This is a genomic window from Streptomyces lichenis, from assembly GCF_023218175.1.
GTDB classification, from domain to species: Bacteria; Actinomycetota; Actinomycetes; order Streptomycetales; family Streptomycetaceae; genus Streptomyces; species Streptomyces lichenis.
On sequence record NZ_JALPTH010000009.1, the window covers coordinates 196610 to 216008 of the forward strand.

Here is a 19399-nt window from a genome sequence, read left to right on the forward strand (position 1 = left end):
AGTGCCGGCACCGGCAGAGGCACGGTGCGGGCAGGGTGAGCGGAGTTCTGGGTGCAGGAGATCAACTTTCCGGAGGATGTCCGGAAGATGCTCTGGATCCTCATCGGTGAGATGCCGTTGGAGGCCAGGGAGAACCTCGCCTATGAGAGCCGTGAGCTCTACCACCGTTACGGCCGTGGTCTGAAGTCTCTCCAGGAGGAGATCCGGGCGTCGATCGCGGAGGCGGCGACCGCGCTCCCGAAGGAGGTCGCCGACCCCTATATCAGCGCGTTGTCGGTGCTGGTGGACGACGCCGGGGTGAGCCATATCGACCAGATGGTCGACCAGTTGGACGAGATCTCCGCGGGTCAGGTCGATCACTCGATCAAGATCCAGGGTGCCAAGTGGGAGATCATCGCCGAGATCATCTCGTTGATCGCGGAGTTGGCGATTTTGGCGGCGTTGGCGGCGTTCACCGGCGGGACGTCGGTGACGCAGATGTTCCTGGCGCGGGCGCGCAGTCGGCTGGCGGTGCTGTTGATCGTGCAGCGGTTGTTGCGGATGTCGGGGTTGGGGCCGGCGCTGACGGGGGCGTTGACCGAGGCGTTGCAGGTGTTGGCGGTGCAGTTGGCGCAGATCGCGCTGAACGAGGGGCCGCGCAAGCCGGACGGCATCGACTGGAAGGAGGTCGGCAAGGGCGCGGCCTTCGGGGCGCTGGCCGGCCTCTTCTCCGGCTGGCTCGGAGGTGCCTTCGACCTGTTCGGGAACTTCTTCAAGAACTACCTAAAGAAGAACATCGACAACTTCGACTCCTGGGTGAAGCGCAACCCGCTCACCGTCAAGACGCTGGATGTGCTCAACGACCTGCCCGAGGCCTTCATCGTCGGCGCAGTGAGCGAGAGCGCGGCGGAGGTGTTGGTCCAGGGACTCTTCGACGGGGTGTGGGAGTTCAAGTGGGAGACCTTCGTCGGGTCGGGGACCAGCTCGATGTTCCAGGTGGTGACCGACGTCGGAGGCGGGGGCGGGGGACTGTGGCTGAACAAGTGGCTCACGGACTCCAGCCAGTTCACCGACATCAACCGCATCCCCCCGCGCGGCTCGGGCCCGGAGGGCAGCCGGGGACCCAGCGGCGGTCCTGACGGCTTCACCCGCACCGCCCCCACCCCCGCCGTCCCGACACCCGCCCCGCTGCCGCCGCCGCTGCCCGCGTCGGCGACCGGGCCCGGCCTCGACCGCATCGACCCGCCGCCGGTGACCCTGACCTCCTCCACCACCACCCCGCCGCCGACCGGGTCACTCACCCCTCCGCCGAGCCCGCCCGCCCCCACCCCCGCCGGGCCGTCGCCCACCGCCTTCGGCGACCCCGCCCTCGACGACTCCGCCTTCGAGGACACCACGGCAGCCGGCGGCCCACGCGACACCGCCACCCCCATCCGCCCCCAGCCGGTCACGCCCTTGCCGTCCTCGCCCCTCACCGCCGGGCCGACCGTCACCGGGCCGGGCGCGCCCGCGCCCCTGCCGGGCGGGACCCCGGAGGCCAACCTCCCGAGTACCGGCCTGGGTACGGGTACGGGCCTGGGTACGGGTACGGGCCTGGGTACGGGTACCGGCCGGACGGCCGACCTCGACACCACCCGTACCGGCTTCCCGGACCCCTTCGCGGGCTCCGACACGGACCTGGCCGACCCCACCGCGCTCGGCGGCGACGCCCTGCCGCGTCCGCACACCCCCTCGGCGGGCGGTACGCACCTCCCCGAGCAGCAGTCCTCCGGTACCGGAAGCGGGGGCAAGCCGACCGGCGCCCCACCCGCCACCGGGCAAGACGACCCCCGGGCGCGCACCCAGCCGACCCCCGGCGAGCAGGAGCACTCGCCGCAGGAGTTGCCGGAACGCCGGGACCTTGCGGATGCCGAGGGGCAGTCGGCGGACCAGGTCCACACCCAGCCGGAGACGATGCCGGGCGCCCCCCGCCCCGCCCCGCTCACCGGCAACCCGCAGTGGGAGGCCGCCCGGTCCTCCGTGGAGCCGGTGACCCTGGAGGACACCTGGAGCGCCGACGACCCCTCGGTCACCGCCCCGGACACCCCCGCGCCGAGGGCGGGGGAGGCCGCCCCACCGGTGCGGCGCTCGGTGTTCGACGTACGCCGGGTGGAGCACGACGGCCAATGGGTCACCGATGTCACCGTCCAGCTCCCCGCCGTGGGGCCGGACGGTCTGCCCGAGGACGTCTGGCAGCGCATACGCACCGGGGTGGAGGAGCTGTTCAACGCCCCGGGCCACCGGCTGCCCGGCGGGGACCTGCTCCATGTCACCGCCGAGCCGGCGGCGAGCACCCCCGTCCACCAGGGCCCTCCCGTCACCCTGGTGGGCCGCGACCAGCCCATGACCGCCACCGAGTGGTGGGCGGACGCCGATCCCCGGGAGTACGCCGAGCGGATCGCCGAACTGCTCGGTGTCGGCGAGGACGGTAGCGGGCGCCAGGATGTCACCGGCGTCCTGCTGGGGGAGACCCCCGCATCCACCAACCCCGGGCTGGGCGACCACCGACTGAACCGGCTCGCCACCCGGATCGGCGACCTCGCCGGGCCCCAGGCCGCGCCTTCCGCCCCCGCCCCTGCCCCCGCCGCCCCGACCGCGGTACGCACGGTCGGCGGCCCTTCCACGGCCGACCCGGTCCTGCCCGCCCCGCCGCACCCCACCAGCACCGAGACGGCCGCCACCCGGACACCGGAGACACCGCAAACACCGCAAACACCGGAGGCACCGGAAACACCGGAGGCACCGGTAAAACCGGCCGTGGTGGAGAGCGGGCCCGCCGATCCGCCGCCGCTGGAGTCCGAGCAGGCCGCCGAGTCCTCCCCCGAGAGCACCCCTGCTCCCGCTCCCGTCCATCGTGATCAGTGGTGGCATCGTCGGGCGTCGGCTCCGGCGCGGGCGTTGCGTCAGGACTGGTTCGATCCGGGTCGCGATCTGCTGGATCCGGGTCGGGCTCCGGGGACCCTGCACGGCCGGAACACTCTGGTGCGGGCGTGGGTGCGCCGGGTGCAGGCGGATGACGGCCGGTGGGTGCGCAGTGTGTCCGTGCATGTGCCGGTGCGGTTCGGTCCCGGTTTTGACGCTTCGGAACTCCCGGCGTTCCGGGAGCGTGTGGCGGGGCTGTTCGCCCGGCATGTGAACCACGGTCTGCTGCTGCCCGGTTCGCGTGACCAGGTGGATGTGGAGGTGGTGCTGACGCCCGCGCCGGAGCACGCGGAGGCCATCGAGCTGAGCCGGTCCGCCGACCCGGGGGACAGCGATCAGCTGCACATCCGGCTCGGTGGGACCGACGGCCGGGACGATGCCCAGATCCTTCATGAGCTGCTGCACTACGCGGCGTTGCGGGACCGCGGTGCGGATCGCGAGTCGCTGTTCCGGCAGTGGCTGACCGATGTCCAGCCCGGGGTGATGGCGGACGCCGGACGCCTGCCGGAGTCGGGCGCCGTGGTCGAGGCGGACCTCCGGGCCCTGGAGGCCGCGTTGGACACCGGCCCGGCCGTCCCCGACCACCCGTACTCCCCGCAGACCGCGACCGCGACCGAGACCGCGACGGAGTCGGCGGAGGTGGTGGACCCGCTGCCGCCGGACGAGCACGATGACCGCTGGCAGGCGAGCAGCGCCCCGCGCGACTGGAGCGAGCCCCTGTCCAGCTATGTCACCGACTACGGCGCCGCCTATGACGGCACCGTCGGCCTGGTGCACGTGGAGCCGATGCCCGCGGCCATGGTGGAGGCGTTGCACGGGCAGATCCTGCGGGCGCTCGGCATCGACCCGGCGACCGCGCCCGACGACCATCCGGTCCGGGTCCAGCTGCGGAAGCGGGTCGGCCCGGTGGAGCTGGCCCGCCAGCTGCCGTATCTCCGCAGCAGCGGACGGCGGTTCACCCTCACCCACAACGGCCGCCGGCGCACCATCGACATCCGGCTGGGGCTGAGCGACCCCGTCCGCTCCGAGCGGTACGGGAACAGCACCGAGGACCCGGAGGGACGGGTCGAGCGGCGCGGCCAGGGCACGAGTGAGTTCTCCGCCACCCGGGGCTCCGGCAACGTCCGGACGATTCCGGTGTCCTGGTCGGGCTCCTTCACCGTCGGCCGCGCCGGACCGGTCAGCCGGATCGACGGCGCCCTGTCCCTGGCGCTGACCCACAACCAGTTCTCGGCGACCACCACCGTCACCACCGCCGTGCAGACCATGACCGCCCAGCGCAGCAACGAGCTGTCCCAGCCGGTGGAGTTCACCACCGGCTGGAGCCTGCGGATCGACCACCCGGGCGTCCTGGACGAGGCGGACGAGAGCGACGGCAGCGGCAGCGAGTCCGGGCACAGCGACAGCGACAGCACCGCCTCGGTGGACGAGGGCTGGGGGCCGGGCCGCTCGCACGGGCCGGTGACCATCTGGTTCCCCGAGCACCTCGCCGCCGCCGACCGGGCCGGCCCGCTTCCCGCACCCGCCGCGCTGGACGATCTGCCGGTGTGGGGTGTGGACACCGTCCAGCAGCCGGCCCGGCTGCTCACCGAGGTGCAGGACGCCTTCGAGGACGACCTCGCCGACCTCTCGGACGACTCGGCGGAGCAGGTGGAGGCGTTCCTCTCCGAGCCGGTGCTGCGCGGCACCCTGCCGCTCCAGCGCGGTGGCGGGCTGTACTCGCCGGTGCTGCTCAACCGCCATGGCAAGGCGGTCGGGGTGCTGCGGCTGGAGGCGGTGGTGGAGCCCGGTGACACCGCCAGCCACCAGTCCATCGCCGGGAAGATCAACCTGGAGGCGCATGTCTCGCAGACGGTGAAGCTGGACAGCTCCGCCAAGTACAGCAGCGGGCTCGCCCTGGACGGCTCCCTCGCCCCGGTGTTCACCAATGACACCGCCGCCGGCCACCCGGACGCCTCCTCGCGGGTGCAGGGCCCGGTCACCTTCAAGGGCGGCGTGAAGTGGGGCACCAACGCGGCCCTGGCCTCCGGTGGTTCGGCCACCCTCGCGCACGCCGTACGCAGCAACCGCGCCCATCTGCTGACCCCGGCCCGGGTCACCTACCGGGTCACCCTGTTCCGGGCGCGCGGCGGCAGCAGCACCCATACGGCCGGACCCTGGGACGGCGGCCTGCGGTTGCGCCGGCTGGAAGCGGGCGACGTCCAGGGGCAGGAGCACGCCCGGGGCGCCGGGACCCGGCAGCTCCCCGACGACCTGGAGAACCTCCGCTCGCTCGGCCTGTCCGCCGCGCCGCTCGCCGTCACCGGGGCCGACCCGATGTTCCGGCGGGCCGAGGCCTGGCTGCGCGCTGAGGGTTTCCTGCCGCCGCTGCGGCGGCCGACGGCGCCCTATGTGGAGGACGAGGAGCGGGCGCAGGCCCAGCTCACCAATCTGCGCCGGTTCGAGCAGGCCCGCTCCGCGATCGGGCTGCGGGCCTCGGCGGACGCGCTGGTGGACGGCGGGCAGCCGATCTGGCTGGAGCTGCCCCGGCGCTCCGGCGGCACCCGCCGCGTCCAACTCCGGCTGAGCGCCGAGCGCGACCCGAGCGGCCGGACCCGGCACCGGCGCACCCTGCCGGACATCCAGGTGATGGGCATCTCCTCGTTCGGCGTACCCGGCAACGAGTCCCGGGGGCACGCCTGGGGCTGGGGGGCCGGGATAGGCGGCGGCCCGTCCGGACCGGCCGGGGATCCCCCCTGGACGCTGGGCGGCGCGATCGACTACGGCTACGCCCGGCAGAGCGCCGACACCTTCGCCGCCGGGTCGGGCAACAACCAGGACCAGTTCTTCATCGGCAGCGGCGGCCAGTCCACCGAGGTCTTCGAGGTGCCCGCGCTGCTGAAGCTGGACCTGTACGAGGGGCCCGGCGGCCCGGTACGGCACTTCGCCGACCCGGCCAGTGCCCCGGGCGGCGCCTCCGACACGGCGGGCGGCGCCCGGCCCGACGAGGAGCGGCCCGTCACACAGACCGTCTCCGGCCGCTTCACCCTCGCCGTCGCCCAGCACCGCACCCAGCCGGCCGGTGCCCGGCGCGAGCCCACCGCGGCTCCGCGGCTCCGCGCGGTGACCCAGGCCGACCAGGCCCGGCTGGCGCTGACCGACCGCAACGGCGTGCGGGTGCCCCACGTCGTACGGCTGCCCGACGACGCCATCATGGACACCTTCCGGGGCTCGGACGCACTCGTCGGCGCCTTCGACTCCATCGCGGCGGGCACCTACCCCGGCCGCCCGCCGCGCGGCGCCGTCCAGCGCGCCTGGGGCACCACCACCGACTTCGTCTCCGACCAGGCCAACAGGCTGGCCCATCTCTCCGACAACCTGGCCGGGGCGGACCCGGCGGACGAGTCCACCGCCTTCCGGGAGGCGCTGCGCTCCGCGCTCAGCCCGGCCAGCCTGGCCGCCCGCTCCCACCAGATCTTCAAGGGCGGCTATGTGGTCGAGGGCCTGACCCTGCCCGGGATCGGCGCCGACCACGACTTCTCCATCGAGCTCCAGGGCTACCTCCTCGGCCCCGAGCATCTGAACACCGGTGCCCAGTACCTGGAGACGGACGTCGGCGCCACCGACACCGCCGCCCACCAGACCGCCACCAGCACCATCCACCAGACCGCCGGGGCGTTCAGCGCCAGCCAGCGGCCGGCCCCGCCGCCCAACCCGGCCGAGCAGGTCCAGCAGGGCAACCAGGACGACCCCGACGGCGGTCCGCGCAACCGGCCGCGCGCGGAGGCCCCCGCGCCCGCACCCGAGCCGGGGGCCCTCTTCAACCCCTCCGGCCGGTTCGTCCACACCCGCCGCACCGACGAGTCCCGGGCCGTCACCGCCTCCACCGGCGTGACCCGCACCCCCACCGAGAGCGGCCCCATGCACCGCATCGGCGGCCGGGCGGTCATCCTGGTCACCGTCCGGCACGGCCGCCGCACCATCGTGGGCAACACCGTGCGGGCCACCGGCTCGGCGCCCGTCACCGTGGCCGTGGAGATCCCCCAGGGCGCGCAGTTCCTGATGAGCGACGCCCAACTCGCCCGGGACGCCGAATGGTTCGAGGGCCTGAGCGCCACCCTGCCCGCGCCCGCGCGGCCCGCCGCCACCCTGCCGCTGCCGGACCGCTTCGCCCGTACCCGGGAGCCCGGCTTCGCCGGCATCCTCTCCGTACGCCAGCTCGGCCCGGCCCCCACCGCGGCCGCCGCCCCGGTCGCCACCGGCCCCGCCCCGGCCACCACCCCCACCGCCCCGGCCACCGCCGTCGCCGCCACCAGCGGTACGGGCGCCCCGGCCGGGAACCGGTTGATCGAGCGGCGCGACCGGCTCCGTACCGAGCTGACCCGGCTGGTGGAGGCCGAAGCCCCCGGCTCCACCAGCCCCGGCCACGCCGCGTACCTCTCCGGCGTACGCACCCGGATCGCCGACCTCACCACGCCCACCGCGCTGCGCGCCCTGCCCGGCCGAGGCCCCGGCCACCACCAGCGCTTCCACTTCCTGCATGTCGCCAGCGGCGGCGCCCGGCTGGTCGAGGTCTCGCTCACCGCCCAGCCCCGGCAGAACACCGCCGCGCTGCGCACCGTGCGCGGCCGGCCCGCCGGACCCGGCACCTCGGGCCATGAGCAGGTGCATGTGCACGCCCCGTCCAACACCTCGTCCGCCACGACCACCAGCCGGCAGAACGCGACCACCTTCACCCCCAACGCCCGCTACCCGCGCCCCGCCGAGGACACCCGCACCGACCGCACCGGCCCCAACGTCACGTACACCACCGTCAGTTCGGACGCCGCCAAGAACACCTCCGCCGAGGAGGACCGCTACTGGATGCGGACCGACAACGGCGCCGACTTCGAGGTGGAGTACGAGTACACCGCCTCGGTCCGCTCCGAACTGGTCACCGACTGGCCGCTGGACATCCCCGGCGGCATCATCGAGGCCGGTCTGATCGGCCTCTCCGACGACGTCGGCTGGGTCGAGTGGGCGCGCCGCACCCTGTTCGGCCGCCCCGAGCGCACCGTGACCGTGCCCGCCCTGGTCACCCTGCGGTTCACCGGCAGCGAGGCCGTCGACCCGCCGGCCACCGCCCCCGTCCCGCTGCCGCCGGGCCTGTCCCGCACCGACCCCCGCACCGTGCGCACCTCCGCCGCGCCCACCGCCGCGAAGCCCCGCCGGATCACCGACGGCCAGCGCCTCGTCCCGTCCGGACCGGCCCCGGTCTTCCACTTCAACGCCTATCCCGAGCTGGCCCAGGCGCTCACCGAGGCCGCCCCGGCCCTCGCCCCCGGTCTGCTCACCGCCACCCCGCTCTCCAGCTCCGCCGAGGCCGCGGCGGTACGGATCGGGGAGCTGATCCAGGCCCGGCGCATCGGCACCGACCTGCCCCGCGCCGCCGGGGTCACCGAGTCGATGCCCGGCGCCTATCCGGCCGAGCAGGACCCCGACGCCCCGCCCAGGATCGCGATCGAGATCCGCAACCCCCGGCGGATCACCGACGCCGGGGACGTCACCCTGGACCGGCTGCGGCTGCCCGCCCTCACCACCTCCACCGCCCTCACCGTCGGCGGGGCCTCCGCCACCAGCCTCCAGACCGCCCACACCGCCGACTCCCTCGGCCCCACCCACCTCTTCGGCGTCGGCATCCCCCTGCTCGCCCAGCAGCCGGTGGTCCAGGGCGCCGGCTCGGCGGTCACCGCGACCCGCCGCGAGTGGTTCAAGACCGGCGGCACCGCCCTGCCGGGCGGCGGCGGACGCGGCACCCGCAGCTACGAGACCATGGTCGACGTCCTCGTCCGGGTCGACGGCCCGGGCGGCACGCGCTATGTCACCGGCAGCGCCGAACTGCGGCTCTCCGAACGCGATGTGCTGGGCTTCGGCATCACCGGTGCCCGCACCGATCCCCAGGTCTACGACCTGCGCTCCATCCTCGCCGCACAGCCCGCCGCCGATCTGCGCGACTGGACCCGCCACCCGCTCGGCGACCTGCCCGGCGTGCTCGCCGCCGCCCTCGACCCCGACGAGGACGCCGCGCAGCTCTGGCTCGCCCCCGGCCCCGACCCGGACGGCAGGCTCCTCGCCCGCGCCCTCTTCGCCGCCTCCCGCACCGCGCTGCTGGCGGACCGCCCCGTCGAGCTGGTGCTGCGGACCGAGGACGGTCTGCGGCAGTGGATGTTCGCCGAGGACGGCTCCCTGCTCACCCACGACCCGGCCACCGCCCAGGCCTGGGGCGACCTGGCCGAGGCCGTCACCGCACACGGTGACGCCGTCCGGCGGCAGGCCGCGGCCCGTCGGCGGGAGACCGGCCGGAGCGGGCCCCGCGGCACGGCCGAGACCCGACTCGACACCGCCCAGAAGCGGTTGTCCGCGGCCGACACCGTCTTCCGGCAGCGCGACGGCGCCTGGCAGACGGCCGTACGTACCCACCGCGCCGCCCGCTCCGCCCTGGACGGCGCCCGCCGCACCCAGGCCCGGCTGGACGGGCGGATACGGCGGCTGGAGCACGATCTCGCCTCCGTGGAACGGCGGACGGCGGTGACCGAACGGCGCTCCTACGAGAACCGGCTCGTCCTGGCCGGTCTGCGCCACGCCACCCGGATGGTCCGGTCGTCCACCCCCGCCGAGCATGTCCGCCGGACTGCCGAACAGCGGCAGCGGGCCGAGCAGACCCAGACCTCGCTCCGTGCCGGGGTGGCCAGGCTGCGCGCCCGGGAGGCCGAACTGCGGGACGAGCTGGCGGCTCTGCACACCGAGGCGCAGGACACGGCCCGGCGCCTTCCCGCGCTCGCCCAGGCGGTCAGCGACGCCCGCTCGGCGGAGGCGACCCGCCACTCCGAGCGGGCCAAGGCCCTCGCACGCCGCGACGACCTGGCCGGAGAGCGCGACGACCGCCGCGGGGACCTCGCCGTCATCGACGGGGCCATCGCGGCCGACCGCAAGGAGCAGCTTCGCCAGGCCACGCTGGCGACCAAGGCGGCCGGACGGCTGCCCGCCCTCGCCACCGCCGTCGGCGACGCCCGCCAGGACAGCGGCGAGGGGCTGATCGGCGCCACCGTGGCCTCGGTGACCGCCAACCCGGCCCTGGGCCCGGCCACCGCCGAGGCCGCCCTCTCCCACGCCACCCCGGCCCCGGCCTCCGGCACCACCAGCGCCCCGCCGGCCTCCACGACCTCGAAGAAGCCGGAGACCGCGAAGACCTCCAAGACCCCGAAGAAGCCCGAGACCCCGAAGAAGCCCGAGGCCGCGAAGGCGCCCCCGGGCAGCGCCAAGAAGACCCCGAAGCCGGACCCGAAGAGCACGAAGCCGTCGAAGAGCGCCAAGACCCCGACGGCCTCCAAGGCGCCGAAGCCCTCCGCGAAGACGTCCGGCAAGACCCCCGTGAAGGACCCCACCGCCACCCCGGCCACCACCAAGGGCACGCCCGCGACCGACACCGCCAAGGGCAAGGGGAAGGCCACCGCCACCTCCTCCGGCCATGCCCCGCCCGCGCCCGGCACGGGCAACCCTCCGGCCGCCGGCAACCCGATCAGGACCGTCGCCAACGGCGAGTGCCTGCTGTACGCGCTGCTCGGCAGCGCCCCGCAGGTGATCCGCGACCGGTTCACCGACCTGCCCACCACCCATCCGGCCTACGCCTGGCTGTCGGACACCGCCGGGGTCCGCAGCGACCTGGTCGCCCAGGCCACGGCGCTCTCCGAGGACGGCACCCTGCCACCGCACCTGCCGTCCCAGCGGGTGATCGGGGCGATGCGGGCCATCGTCACGGAGTACGCCCTCGGGGCCGTCGGCGGCGTACCCCTGCCCGACCAGGTCATCCTGCAACTGCGCGCCTCCATCGCCGACGAGTTCACCGCCCACCTGTACGACCCCGCCGTCACCCGGGCCGATCTGCTGGCGCTCGCCCGGGACCACGGGGTCACCGGCGCCGCCGCGCTCAGCGACGCGGAACTGCGCGAGGGGCTGGAGGCCGCGTATCTGACCAGCACCGCGCCGCCCAGCGCCCAGGAACTCCAAGGGCTGCTCAACGCGGTGCAGGACTGGGAGACCGGCTGGGCGAGCGACTACGGAGACGCCTTCCTGGCCCTCACCGCCCACGCCTTCGGCATCGCCGTGGACATCGCCCGCCCCGGCCACCTCGGCGCGCCCGCCTCCGTCCACGACCGGCTCGGCCCCTCGGGCGGCCCGGTGGTGGAGGTCTACCTCCACCAGCGGCACTACAGCGCCAGCGACGGCACCCCCGGGGCCTCCGGCGGACTGCACCCCGCCCCCGTACCGCCGCCGTCCACCACGGACACGGCCGCGAGCCCCCGCCCGGCGCACGCCTCCGGCGAGACCGTCACCCTGCCACGGGCGGTGGAGCCGGCCGACGCCGAGCAGGCCGACCGGCTGCTGGCGCGCCTCACCCGGCTGCCCGCCCCGGAACTGATCGACGCCCTGACGCTGCTGGAGCCGGGACTGCGACGCTGGCTGGCGGGCCGGGCGGACTTCACCTCCGCCCTGCGATCCCGCCTCACCGCCGCTGAGTTCGCCGAGGCCGCCGCCCGGCTGCTGGTCGTGGTCCCGGCGGCCGTCTCCCGCCCGGCGTCCGCGCGCCAGGAGGCGTACCGCTGGACCGCGCGGATGCTGCGCGACCCGGACGCGGCGACCCGGCTGCTCGGCTCGGGCGCCATGGTCGTCGTACTGCCCCAGGGCGTGCCGCTGGGCTCGGTGAACGCCTTCACCCACGCCCACGGGGCGGCCGGACACCGGGTCGACGACCTGCGCGGCGCGACCTCGGGCGCCCTGGTGGCGGCGCTGCCGGAGGAGAACCTGCTCGGCGAGCGGACGCCCATCGGCCCCGTACCGCACCAGCCCGAGGGCTACTCCTCGGTCACCCATGAGCTGGCCCATCTGCTGCACGCCGCCGCGCTCTTGGACGCCGAGCGGGAGCTGATCGGCCTGCGCTACCGGACGCGGTACGCCCAGGGCCCCGACAGCTCCTGGCCGGACGGCCCCCGCCGCCACACCGACGGCCGGGTGGTCGACAACCACTCCGCCCTGACCGCCGAGGAGTTCTTCGCCCAGCTCAGCAACGCCTACCTCGGCACCAACCAGGGCGCCGACCCGCGCACCGGGCAGCCCCGCAACAACGGCGCCGCCTGGGTCCGCGCCCACGAGCCCCGGCTGCTGCCCATCCTGGAGCGGCTCTACGGGGCGGCCGACCAGGCAGCGGATGCCGAGGTCAACCCGGTGGCGGCCACCGACGCGGAGAACGCCCGCTACGAGGCCTTCCGCGAGTTCATGGCCGGGCTCCCGGCACCGGCTCCCGATCCCGCTCCCGTCCATCGTGATCAGTGGTGGCATCGTCGGGCGTCGGCTCCGGCGCGGGCGTTGCGTCAGGACTGGTTCGATCCGGGTCGTGATCTGCTGGATCCGGGTCGGGCTCCGGGGACGCTGCACGGGCGGAACACTCTGGTGCGGGCGTGGGTGCGCCGGGTGCAGGCGGATGACGGCCGGTGGGTGCGCAGTGTGTCCGTGCATGTGCCGGTGCGGTTCGGTCCCGGTTTCGACGCTTCGGAACTTCCGGCGTTCCGGGAGCGCGTGGCGGGGCTGTTCGCCCGGCATGTCAACCACGGCCTCCTGCTGCCCGGTTCGGGTGACCAGGTGGACGTGGAGGTGGTGCTGACGCCCGCGCCGGAGCACGCCGAGGCCATCGAGCTGAGCCGGTCCGCCGATCCGGGCGACAGCGATCAGCTGCACATCCGGCTCGGTGGGACCGAAGGCCGGGACGATGCCCAGATCCTTCATGAGTTGCTGCACTACGCGGCGTTGCGGGATCGCGGTGCGGATCGTGAGTCGTTGTTCCGGCAGTGGCTGACCGATGTCCAGCCCGGGGTGATGGCGGACGCGACCGCCCTCCCGGAATCCGCTCCAGCGGTGATCGAGGCCGATCTACGGGCGCTGGCAGCCGCGTTGGACACCGGCCCGGCCGTCCCCGACCACCCGTACTCCCCGCAGACCGCGACCGAGGCCGAGTCGGTGGAGGTGGTCGACCCGCTGCCGCCGGACGAGCACGACGGCCGCTGGCAGGCGAGCAGCACCCCGCGCAACTGGGGGACACCGCTCTCGGCGTATGTCACCGGCTACGGCGCCGCCTATGACGGCACCGTCGGCCTGGTGCACGTCGAGCCGCTGGACGACACCGTGGTGCGGGGGCTGCACCGGCAGATCCTGACCGCCCTCGGCATCGACCCCGACACCGCGCCCGAGGACCACCCGGTCCGCGTCCAGCTCCGCGAGCGGGCGGACGCGGTGGAGCTGGCCCGCCAGCTGCCGTATCTCCGCAGCAGCGGACGGCGGTTCACCTTCACCCACCAGGGCCGCCGGCGCACCGTGGACGTACGGCTGGGCCTGCACGACCCCCAGCGGTCCGGGCGGTACGGGGAGCACGGCACCGAGGACCCCGAGGTACGGGTGGAGCGGCGCGGCCAGGGCAGCAGCGAGACGCCGGTCACCCGGAGTTCGGGCAATGTCCGCACCGTCCCGGTGACCTGGTCCGGTGCCTTCGCCGTGGGCCGCGCGGGCCCGGTCAGCCGGGTGGACGGGGCGATGGCCCTGGCGCTCACGCACAACCAGTTCTCGGCGGCCACCACCGTCAGCACCGCCGTGCAGACCATGACCGCCCAGCGCAGCAACGAGCTGTCCCAGCCGGTGGAGTTCACCAGCGAGTGGCAACTGCGCGTCGACGCGGAGGCCGCCGACGACGGAGGTCCCGGCGACGGCGGCTGGGGGACCGGTGAGCGGCACGGCCCGCTCACCGTCTGGTTCCCCGAGCACCTGGCGGTGGACCCGCCCGGAGCCCTGCCCGACCCTGCCGCCCTGGACGCGCTGCCGGTGTGGGGCGTGGACACCGTCCGGCAGCCGGCCAGGCTGCTCACCGAGGTGCGCGGAGCCTTCGCGGAGGACTTCTCCGAGCTGTCGGAGGACTCGGCCGAGGCTGTGGAGGCGTTCCTCTCCGAGCCGGTGCTGCGCGGCACCCTGCCGCTCCAGCGCGACGGCGCGCTGTACTCGCCCGTACTGCTCGACCGCCACGGCAAGGCGGTCGGCATGCTGCGGCTGGAGGCGGTGGTGGAGCCCGACGACACGCCCAGCCACCAGTCACTCGACGGGAAGATCAACCTGGAGGCGCATGTCTCCCAGACCGTGAAGCTGGACAGCTCCGCCAAGTACAGCAGCGGACTCGCCTTCGACGGCAGCGTGGCACCGGTGTTCACCGACGACACCGCCGCCGGCCACCCGGACGCCTCCTCCCGGGTGGTGGGCAGCACCACCTTCAAGGGCTCCGTCAAGTGGGGCACCAGCACCGCTCTGGCCTCCGGCGGTTCGGCCACCCTCGCGCACGCCGTGCGCAGCAACAAGAGCCATCTGCTGACCCCGGCCCGGGTCACCTACCGGGTCACCCTGGTCCGGGCCCGCGGCGGCAGCAGCACCCACACGGCCGGCCCCTGGGACGGGGGCCTGCGGCTGCGCCGGCTCGCCGCCGCCGACGCCCTCGGCCAGGCCCCCGGGGCGGACGTCCGCCAGCTCCCGGACGACCTGGAGAACCTGGACTCGCTCGGCCTGTCCGCCGCCCCGCTCGGCGTGAACGGCACCGCCGAGATGTTCCAACGGGCCGAGGCCTGGCTGCGCGCCGAGGGCTTCCTGCCCCCGGAGAACCGCCCGCTCGCCCCCTTCGTGGAGGACGAGGAGCGGGCGCAGGCCCAGCTCACCAATCTGCGCCGGTTCGATCAGGCCCGCTCCGCGATCGGGCTGCGGGCCTCCGCCGACGCGCTGGTGGACGGCGGGCAGCCGATCTGGCTGGAGCTGCCCCGGCGCACCGGCGGCACCCGCCGCGTCCAGCTCCGGCTGAGCGCGGTACGGGACCCCCGCGGCCAGGCCCGCCATCTGCGCACCCTGCCCGGAATCCAGGTGATGGGCATCTCCTCGTTCAGCGTGCCCGGCAACGAGTCCCGGGGGTACGCCTACGGCTGGGGCGCGGGCTTCGGCGGCGGCCCGTCCGGTCCGGCCGGCGAGCCGCCGTGGACGCTCAGCGGCTCCGTCGACCACAGCTACAGCCGGGGCACCGGCAGCACCTACACCGCCGGATCGGGCAACAACCAGGACCAGTTCTTCATCGGCAGCGGCGGCCAGTCCACCGAGCTCTTCGAGGTGCCCGCGCTGTTCGCGCTGGACCTGTACGAGGGCGCCGGCAGCGCGCCGGTACGGCACTTCGCCGACCCGGCGAGCGCCCCGGGCGGCGCCTCCGACACGGCGGGCGGCGCCCGCCCCGACGAGGAGCGGCCCCTCACCCGTACCGCCACCGGACACCTCACCCTCGCCGTGGCCCGCCACCGGACCGAACCGGCCGGCACCCCCCGCCCGCCGGCCGCCCTCGCCCAGGTCCGGGCCGTCACCCCGGACGACCGGGCCAAACTGGCCCTGACCCGCCCGGACGGCACCCCGGTGCCGGGCGTGGTCCGGATGCCCGACGACGCCATCCTGGACGCCTTCCGCGGCTCGGCCGCGCTGATCGGCGCCTTCGACCGGATCACCGCCGGCACCCAGCCCGGCCACCCCGAGCAAGGGCTGATCGCCCGGGGCTGGGGAGCCGTCACCGGGTTCCTCACCGACCAGGCCAACAAGCTGGCCCACCTGGCCGACAACCTGACCGGGGCGGACCCCACCGACGAGTCCACCACCTTCCGGGAGGCGCTGCGCTCCGCCCTCAGCCCGGCCAACCTGGCCGCCCGGGCCCACCAGATCTTCAAGGGCGGCTATGTGATCGAGGGCCTGACCCTGCCCGGGCTCGGCGCCGACCACGAGTTCTCCATCGAACTGGAGGGCTATCTGCACGACGGCGAGCACCTGAACAGCGGCGCCCAGTACCTGGAGACGGACGTCGGCGCCACCGACACCGCCGCCCACCAGACCACCACCAGCACCACCCACCAGACCGCCGAGGCGTTCACCGCCACCCAGCGGCCCGCCCCGCCGCCCAACACCGCCGAACAGGTCCAGCGGACCGACGAGAAACAGCCCGGCGACGGACCGCGCAACCAGCCGCGCGCGGAGGAGGCCCCCGCCACCGCGCCCGCACCCCAGGCGGAACCCCTCTTCAACCCCTCCGGCCGGCTGGCCCACACCCGCCGCACCGATCGGTCCCGGGCCGTCACCGCCTCCACCGCGGTGACCCGCACCCCCACCGAGAGCGGCCCGCTGCACCGCATCCGGGGCGGGGCGACCATCCTGCTGACCGTCCGGCACGGCCGCCGCACCCTGGTGGGCAACGCCGTCAACGTCACCAGCTCCGCGCCGGTCACCGTGGCCGTGGAGATCCCCCGGGGCGCGCAGTTCCTGATGAGCGACGCCCAACTCGCCCGGGACGCCGAGTGGTTCCAGACGCTGCTCGCCACCCTGCCGGTGCCCGCCCGGGCCGCCGCCACCCTGCCGCCCCCGGACCGCTTCGCCCGCACCGGGCAACCCGGCTTCGCCGGCATCCTCTCCGTACGCCAGCTCGGCCCGGCTCCCACCGCCCCGGCCGCCCCCGCGAACCGGCGGATCGAGCGGCGCGACCGGCTCCGCACCGAGCTGACCCGCCTGGTGGAGGCCGAAGCCCCCGGCGCGACCACCCCCGGGCACACCTCCTACCTCTCCGGCGTACGCACCCGGATCGCCGACCTCACCACCCCCACCGCGCTGCGCGCCCTGCCCGGACGCGGCCCCGGCGCCGCCCAGCGCTTCCACTTCCTGCACGTCGCCAAGGGCGGCGCCCGGTTGGTCGAGGTCTCCCTGCGGGCCCGGCCCGTGCAGGACACCGCAGGCCTGCGCACCCTGCGCGGCCGACCCGGCGGCCCCGGCACCGGCCAGGAGCAGGTGCACGCCCACGCCCCCTCCAACACCTCCGTCTCCACCACGAAGACCCGGCAGACCAACCCCGTCATCACCCCCAACACCCGCTATCCGCGCCCCGCCGTGGACACCCGCACCGACCGCACCGGACCCAACCTGGCGTACACCACCAGCTCCTCGGCCACCGCCAAGAACGCCTCCACCGAGGAGGACCGCTACTGGATGCGCACCGACAACGCGGCCGACTTCGAGGTGGAGTACGAGTACACCGCCTCGGTCCGCTCCGAACTGGTCACCGACTGGCCGCTGAACATCCCCGGCGGGCTGCTGGAGGCCGGGATCATCGGCTGGGCCGAGAAGGACACCGGCTGGGGCGAATGGGCCAGGCGCATGCTGTTCGGCCGCCCCGAACGCACCGCCACCGTGCCCGCCCTGGTCACCCTGCGGTTCACCGGCAGCGAGGCCGCCGACCCGCACACACCGCCCGACCCGCTGCCCCCGGCCGTCTCCACCACCGACCCCCGGACGGCGGCCCCCGCCCCGGCCGGCCGCCACATCACCGACGGCCCCCGGCTGCTGCCCACCGGCCCCACCCCGGTGTTCGGCTTCAACGCCGCCGCCGAACTGGCCCACACCATCGCCGCCGTCGCCCCCGAGCTGGCCGCCGACCTCACCTCCACCCCGGTGTCCGAGTCGGCCGAGGGCGCCGCGGTGCGGCTCGGCGAGCTGATCCAGGCCGGCCGGATCACCGTGGACCTGGCCCGCGGCACCGGGGCCACCGCCACCATGCCCGGCGCCTACCCGGTGGAGGAGGACCCCGGCGCCCCGCCCGGCCTGGAGATCGAGATCCGCAACCCCCGGCGGATCACCGACGCCGGGGACGTCACCCTGGACCGGCTGCGGCTGCCCTCGCTGACGGCCTCCCAGGCCCTGGCCGTCGGCGGCGCCTCCGCCACCACCCTGCAGACCGCCCACACCGCCGACTCCCTCGGCCCCACCCACCTCTTCGGCGTCGGCATCCCGCTGCTCGCCCAGCAGCCGGTGGCCCAGGGCGCCGGCTCCTCGGTCACCGCACTGCGCCGCGAATGGGTGAAGACCGGCGGCACCGCCCTCCCCGCCGGCGGCGGACGCGGCACGCGCAGCTACGAGACCATGGTCGACGTGCTGGTCAAGGTCACCGGCCCGGGCGGCACCCGCTATGTCACCGGCAGCGCCGAACTCCGGCTGTCCGAAAGGGATGTGCTGGGCTTCGGCATCACCGACGCCCGCACCGACCCCCAGGTCTACGACCTGCGCTCCATCCTCGCCGCACAGCCCGCCGCCGATCTGCGCGACTGGACCCGCCACCCGCTCGCCGACCTGCCCGCCGCGCTCGCCGCCGCCCTGGACCCGGCCGAGACCGCCGCACAGCTCTGGCTCGCCCCCGGTCCCGGCCCGGCCTCCGACGGGGCGCTCCTGGCCCGCGCCCTGTACGCCGCCTCCCGCACCGCCGTGCTGGCCGGACGGCCGGTCGAACTGGTGCTCCGCACCGAGGACGGGCTCCAGCACTGGCGGTTCACCGCGGACGGCGCCCTGCACAGCACCGACGCCGCCACGCTCACCGCCTGGAACCAGCTGGCCGACGCCGTCACCGCCCACGCCGACGCCGTACTCCTCCAGGCCCGCGCGCACCAGCGGGAGACCGACCAGGCCCACCCCCGCCGGGAGGCGCTGCGGGCCCGGGACGCCCGCCAGGCGGTGCTGGACCGGGCGGACACCGCCGTGACCCGGGCCGAAGGCCGACTGGACGACGCGATCGACCGGCACACCGCCGCCAAGACCGCCTGGGAGCTTCAGGACGCGGAGCTCACCCGGCTGGAGAACGAGGTACGCCGCAGGGAAGCGGCGGCACTCGCCGCCGAACGCGCGGTCACCGAGGCGCAGCAGCGGCTCGCCCTCCTCTCGGACCGCGCCCGCCGGTCCGGCTCCGAACTGCGCCGCGCCCTGCGCGGCACCGGCCAGGCCACCCCCTCGCGGATCGCCGAACTGCGGGCCCGCCGACGGCAGGCCACCGCCGCCCGGGCCGAGGCCCGCGAACGGCTGAACCTGCGGCGCGCCCGCGCCACCACCCTGCGGGGCGACGCGGCCACCACCCGCACCCAGGCCCAGGCCGCCGCACAGCGGCTGCCCGGCCTGGAGCAGCGCGCCGCCGACGCCGACACCGCCGAAGGGGCCGCCCGGCTCGCCCTGGCCCACGCCCTCCGCTACCGCGACCGCAGCGCCGAACGGCTCGCCCGGCGCCAGGACGCCCTGGACGCCGTGGACCGGATCATCGCCACCGCCCAGCGGCACCAGATCGAGCAGGCCGCCGCCCAGGGCGCCGCCCAGGGCCGGCTGCCCGGACTCGCCCGCACCCTGGGCACCGCCCGCCGCGCCACCGGCGAGGGCCTGGTGCGCGCCCCGCTGTCCTCGGTGACCGCCACCCCGGTACGCGGCCCCCGCCCCGCCCTGGCCGGCCGCTCCACCGCCACCCCCGCGCCCGCCACCGCGACCCCGGCCGCCCTCGCGGCCCCGCCCGCGCAGCCCCCGGCCGCCCCGCTCC

General features: G+C 75.4%; 1 protein-coding gene. It reads left to right on the top strand.

Annotated elements, in window-relative coordinates; all coding sequences use genetic code 11:
* Positions 1 to 87: 87 nt before the first annotated feature.
* On the top strand, positions 88 to 19399 hold a 19312-nt coding region (locus M1O15_RS12290; RefSeq protein WP_248633746.1), incomplete at its 3' end, for a hypothetical protein.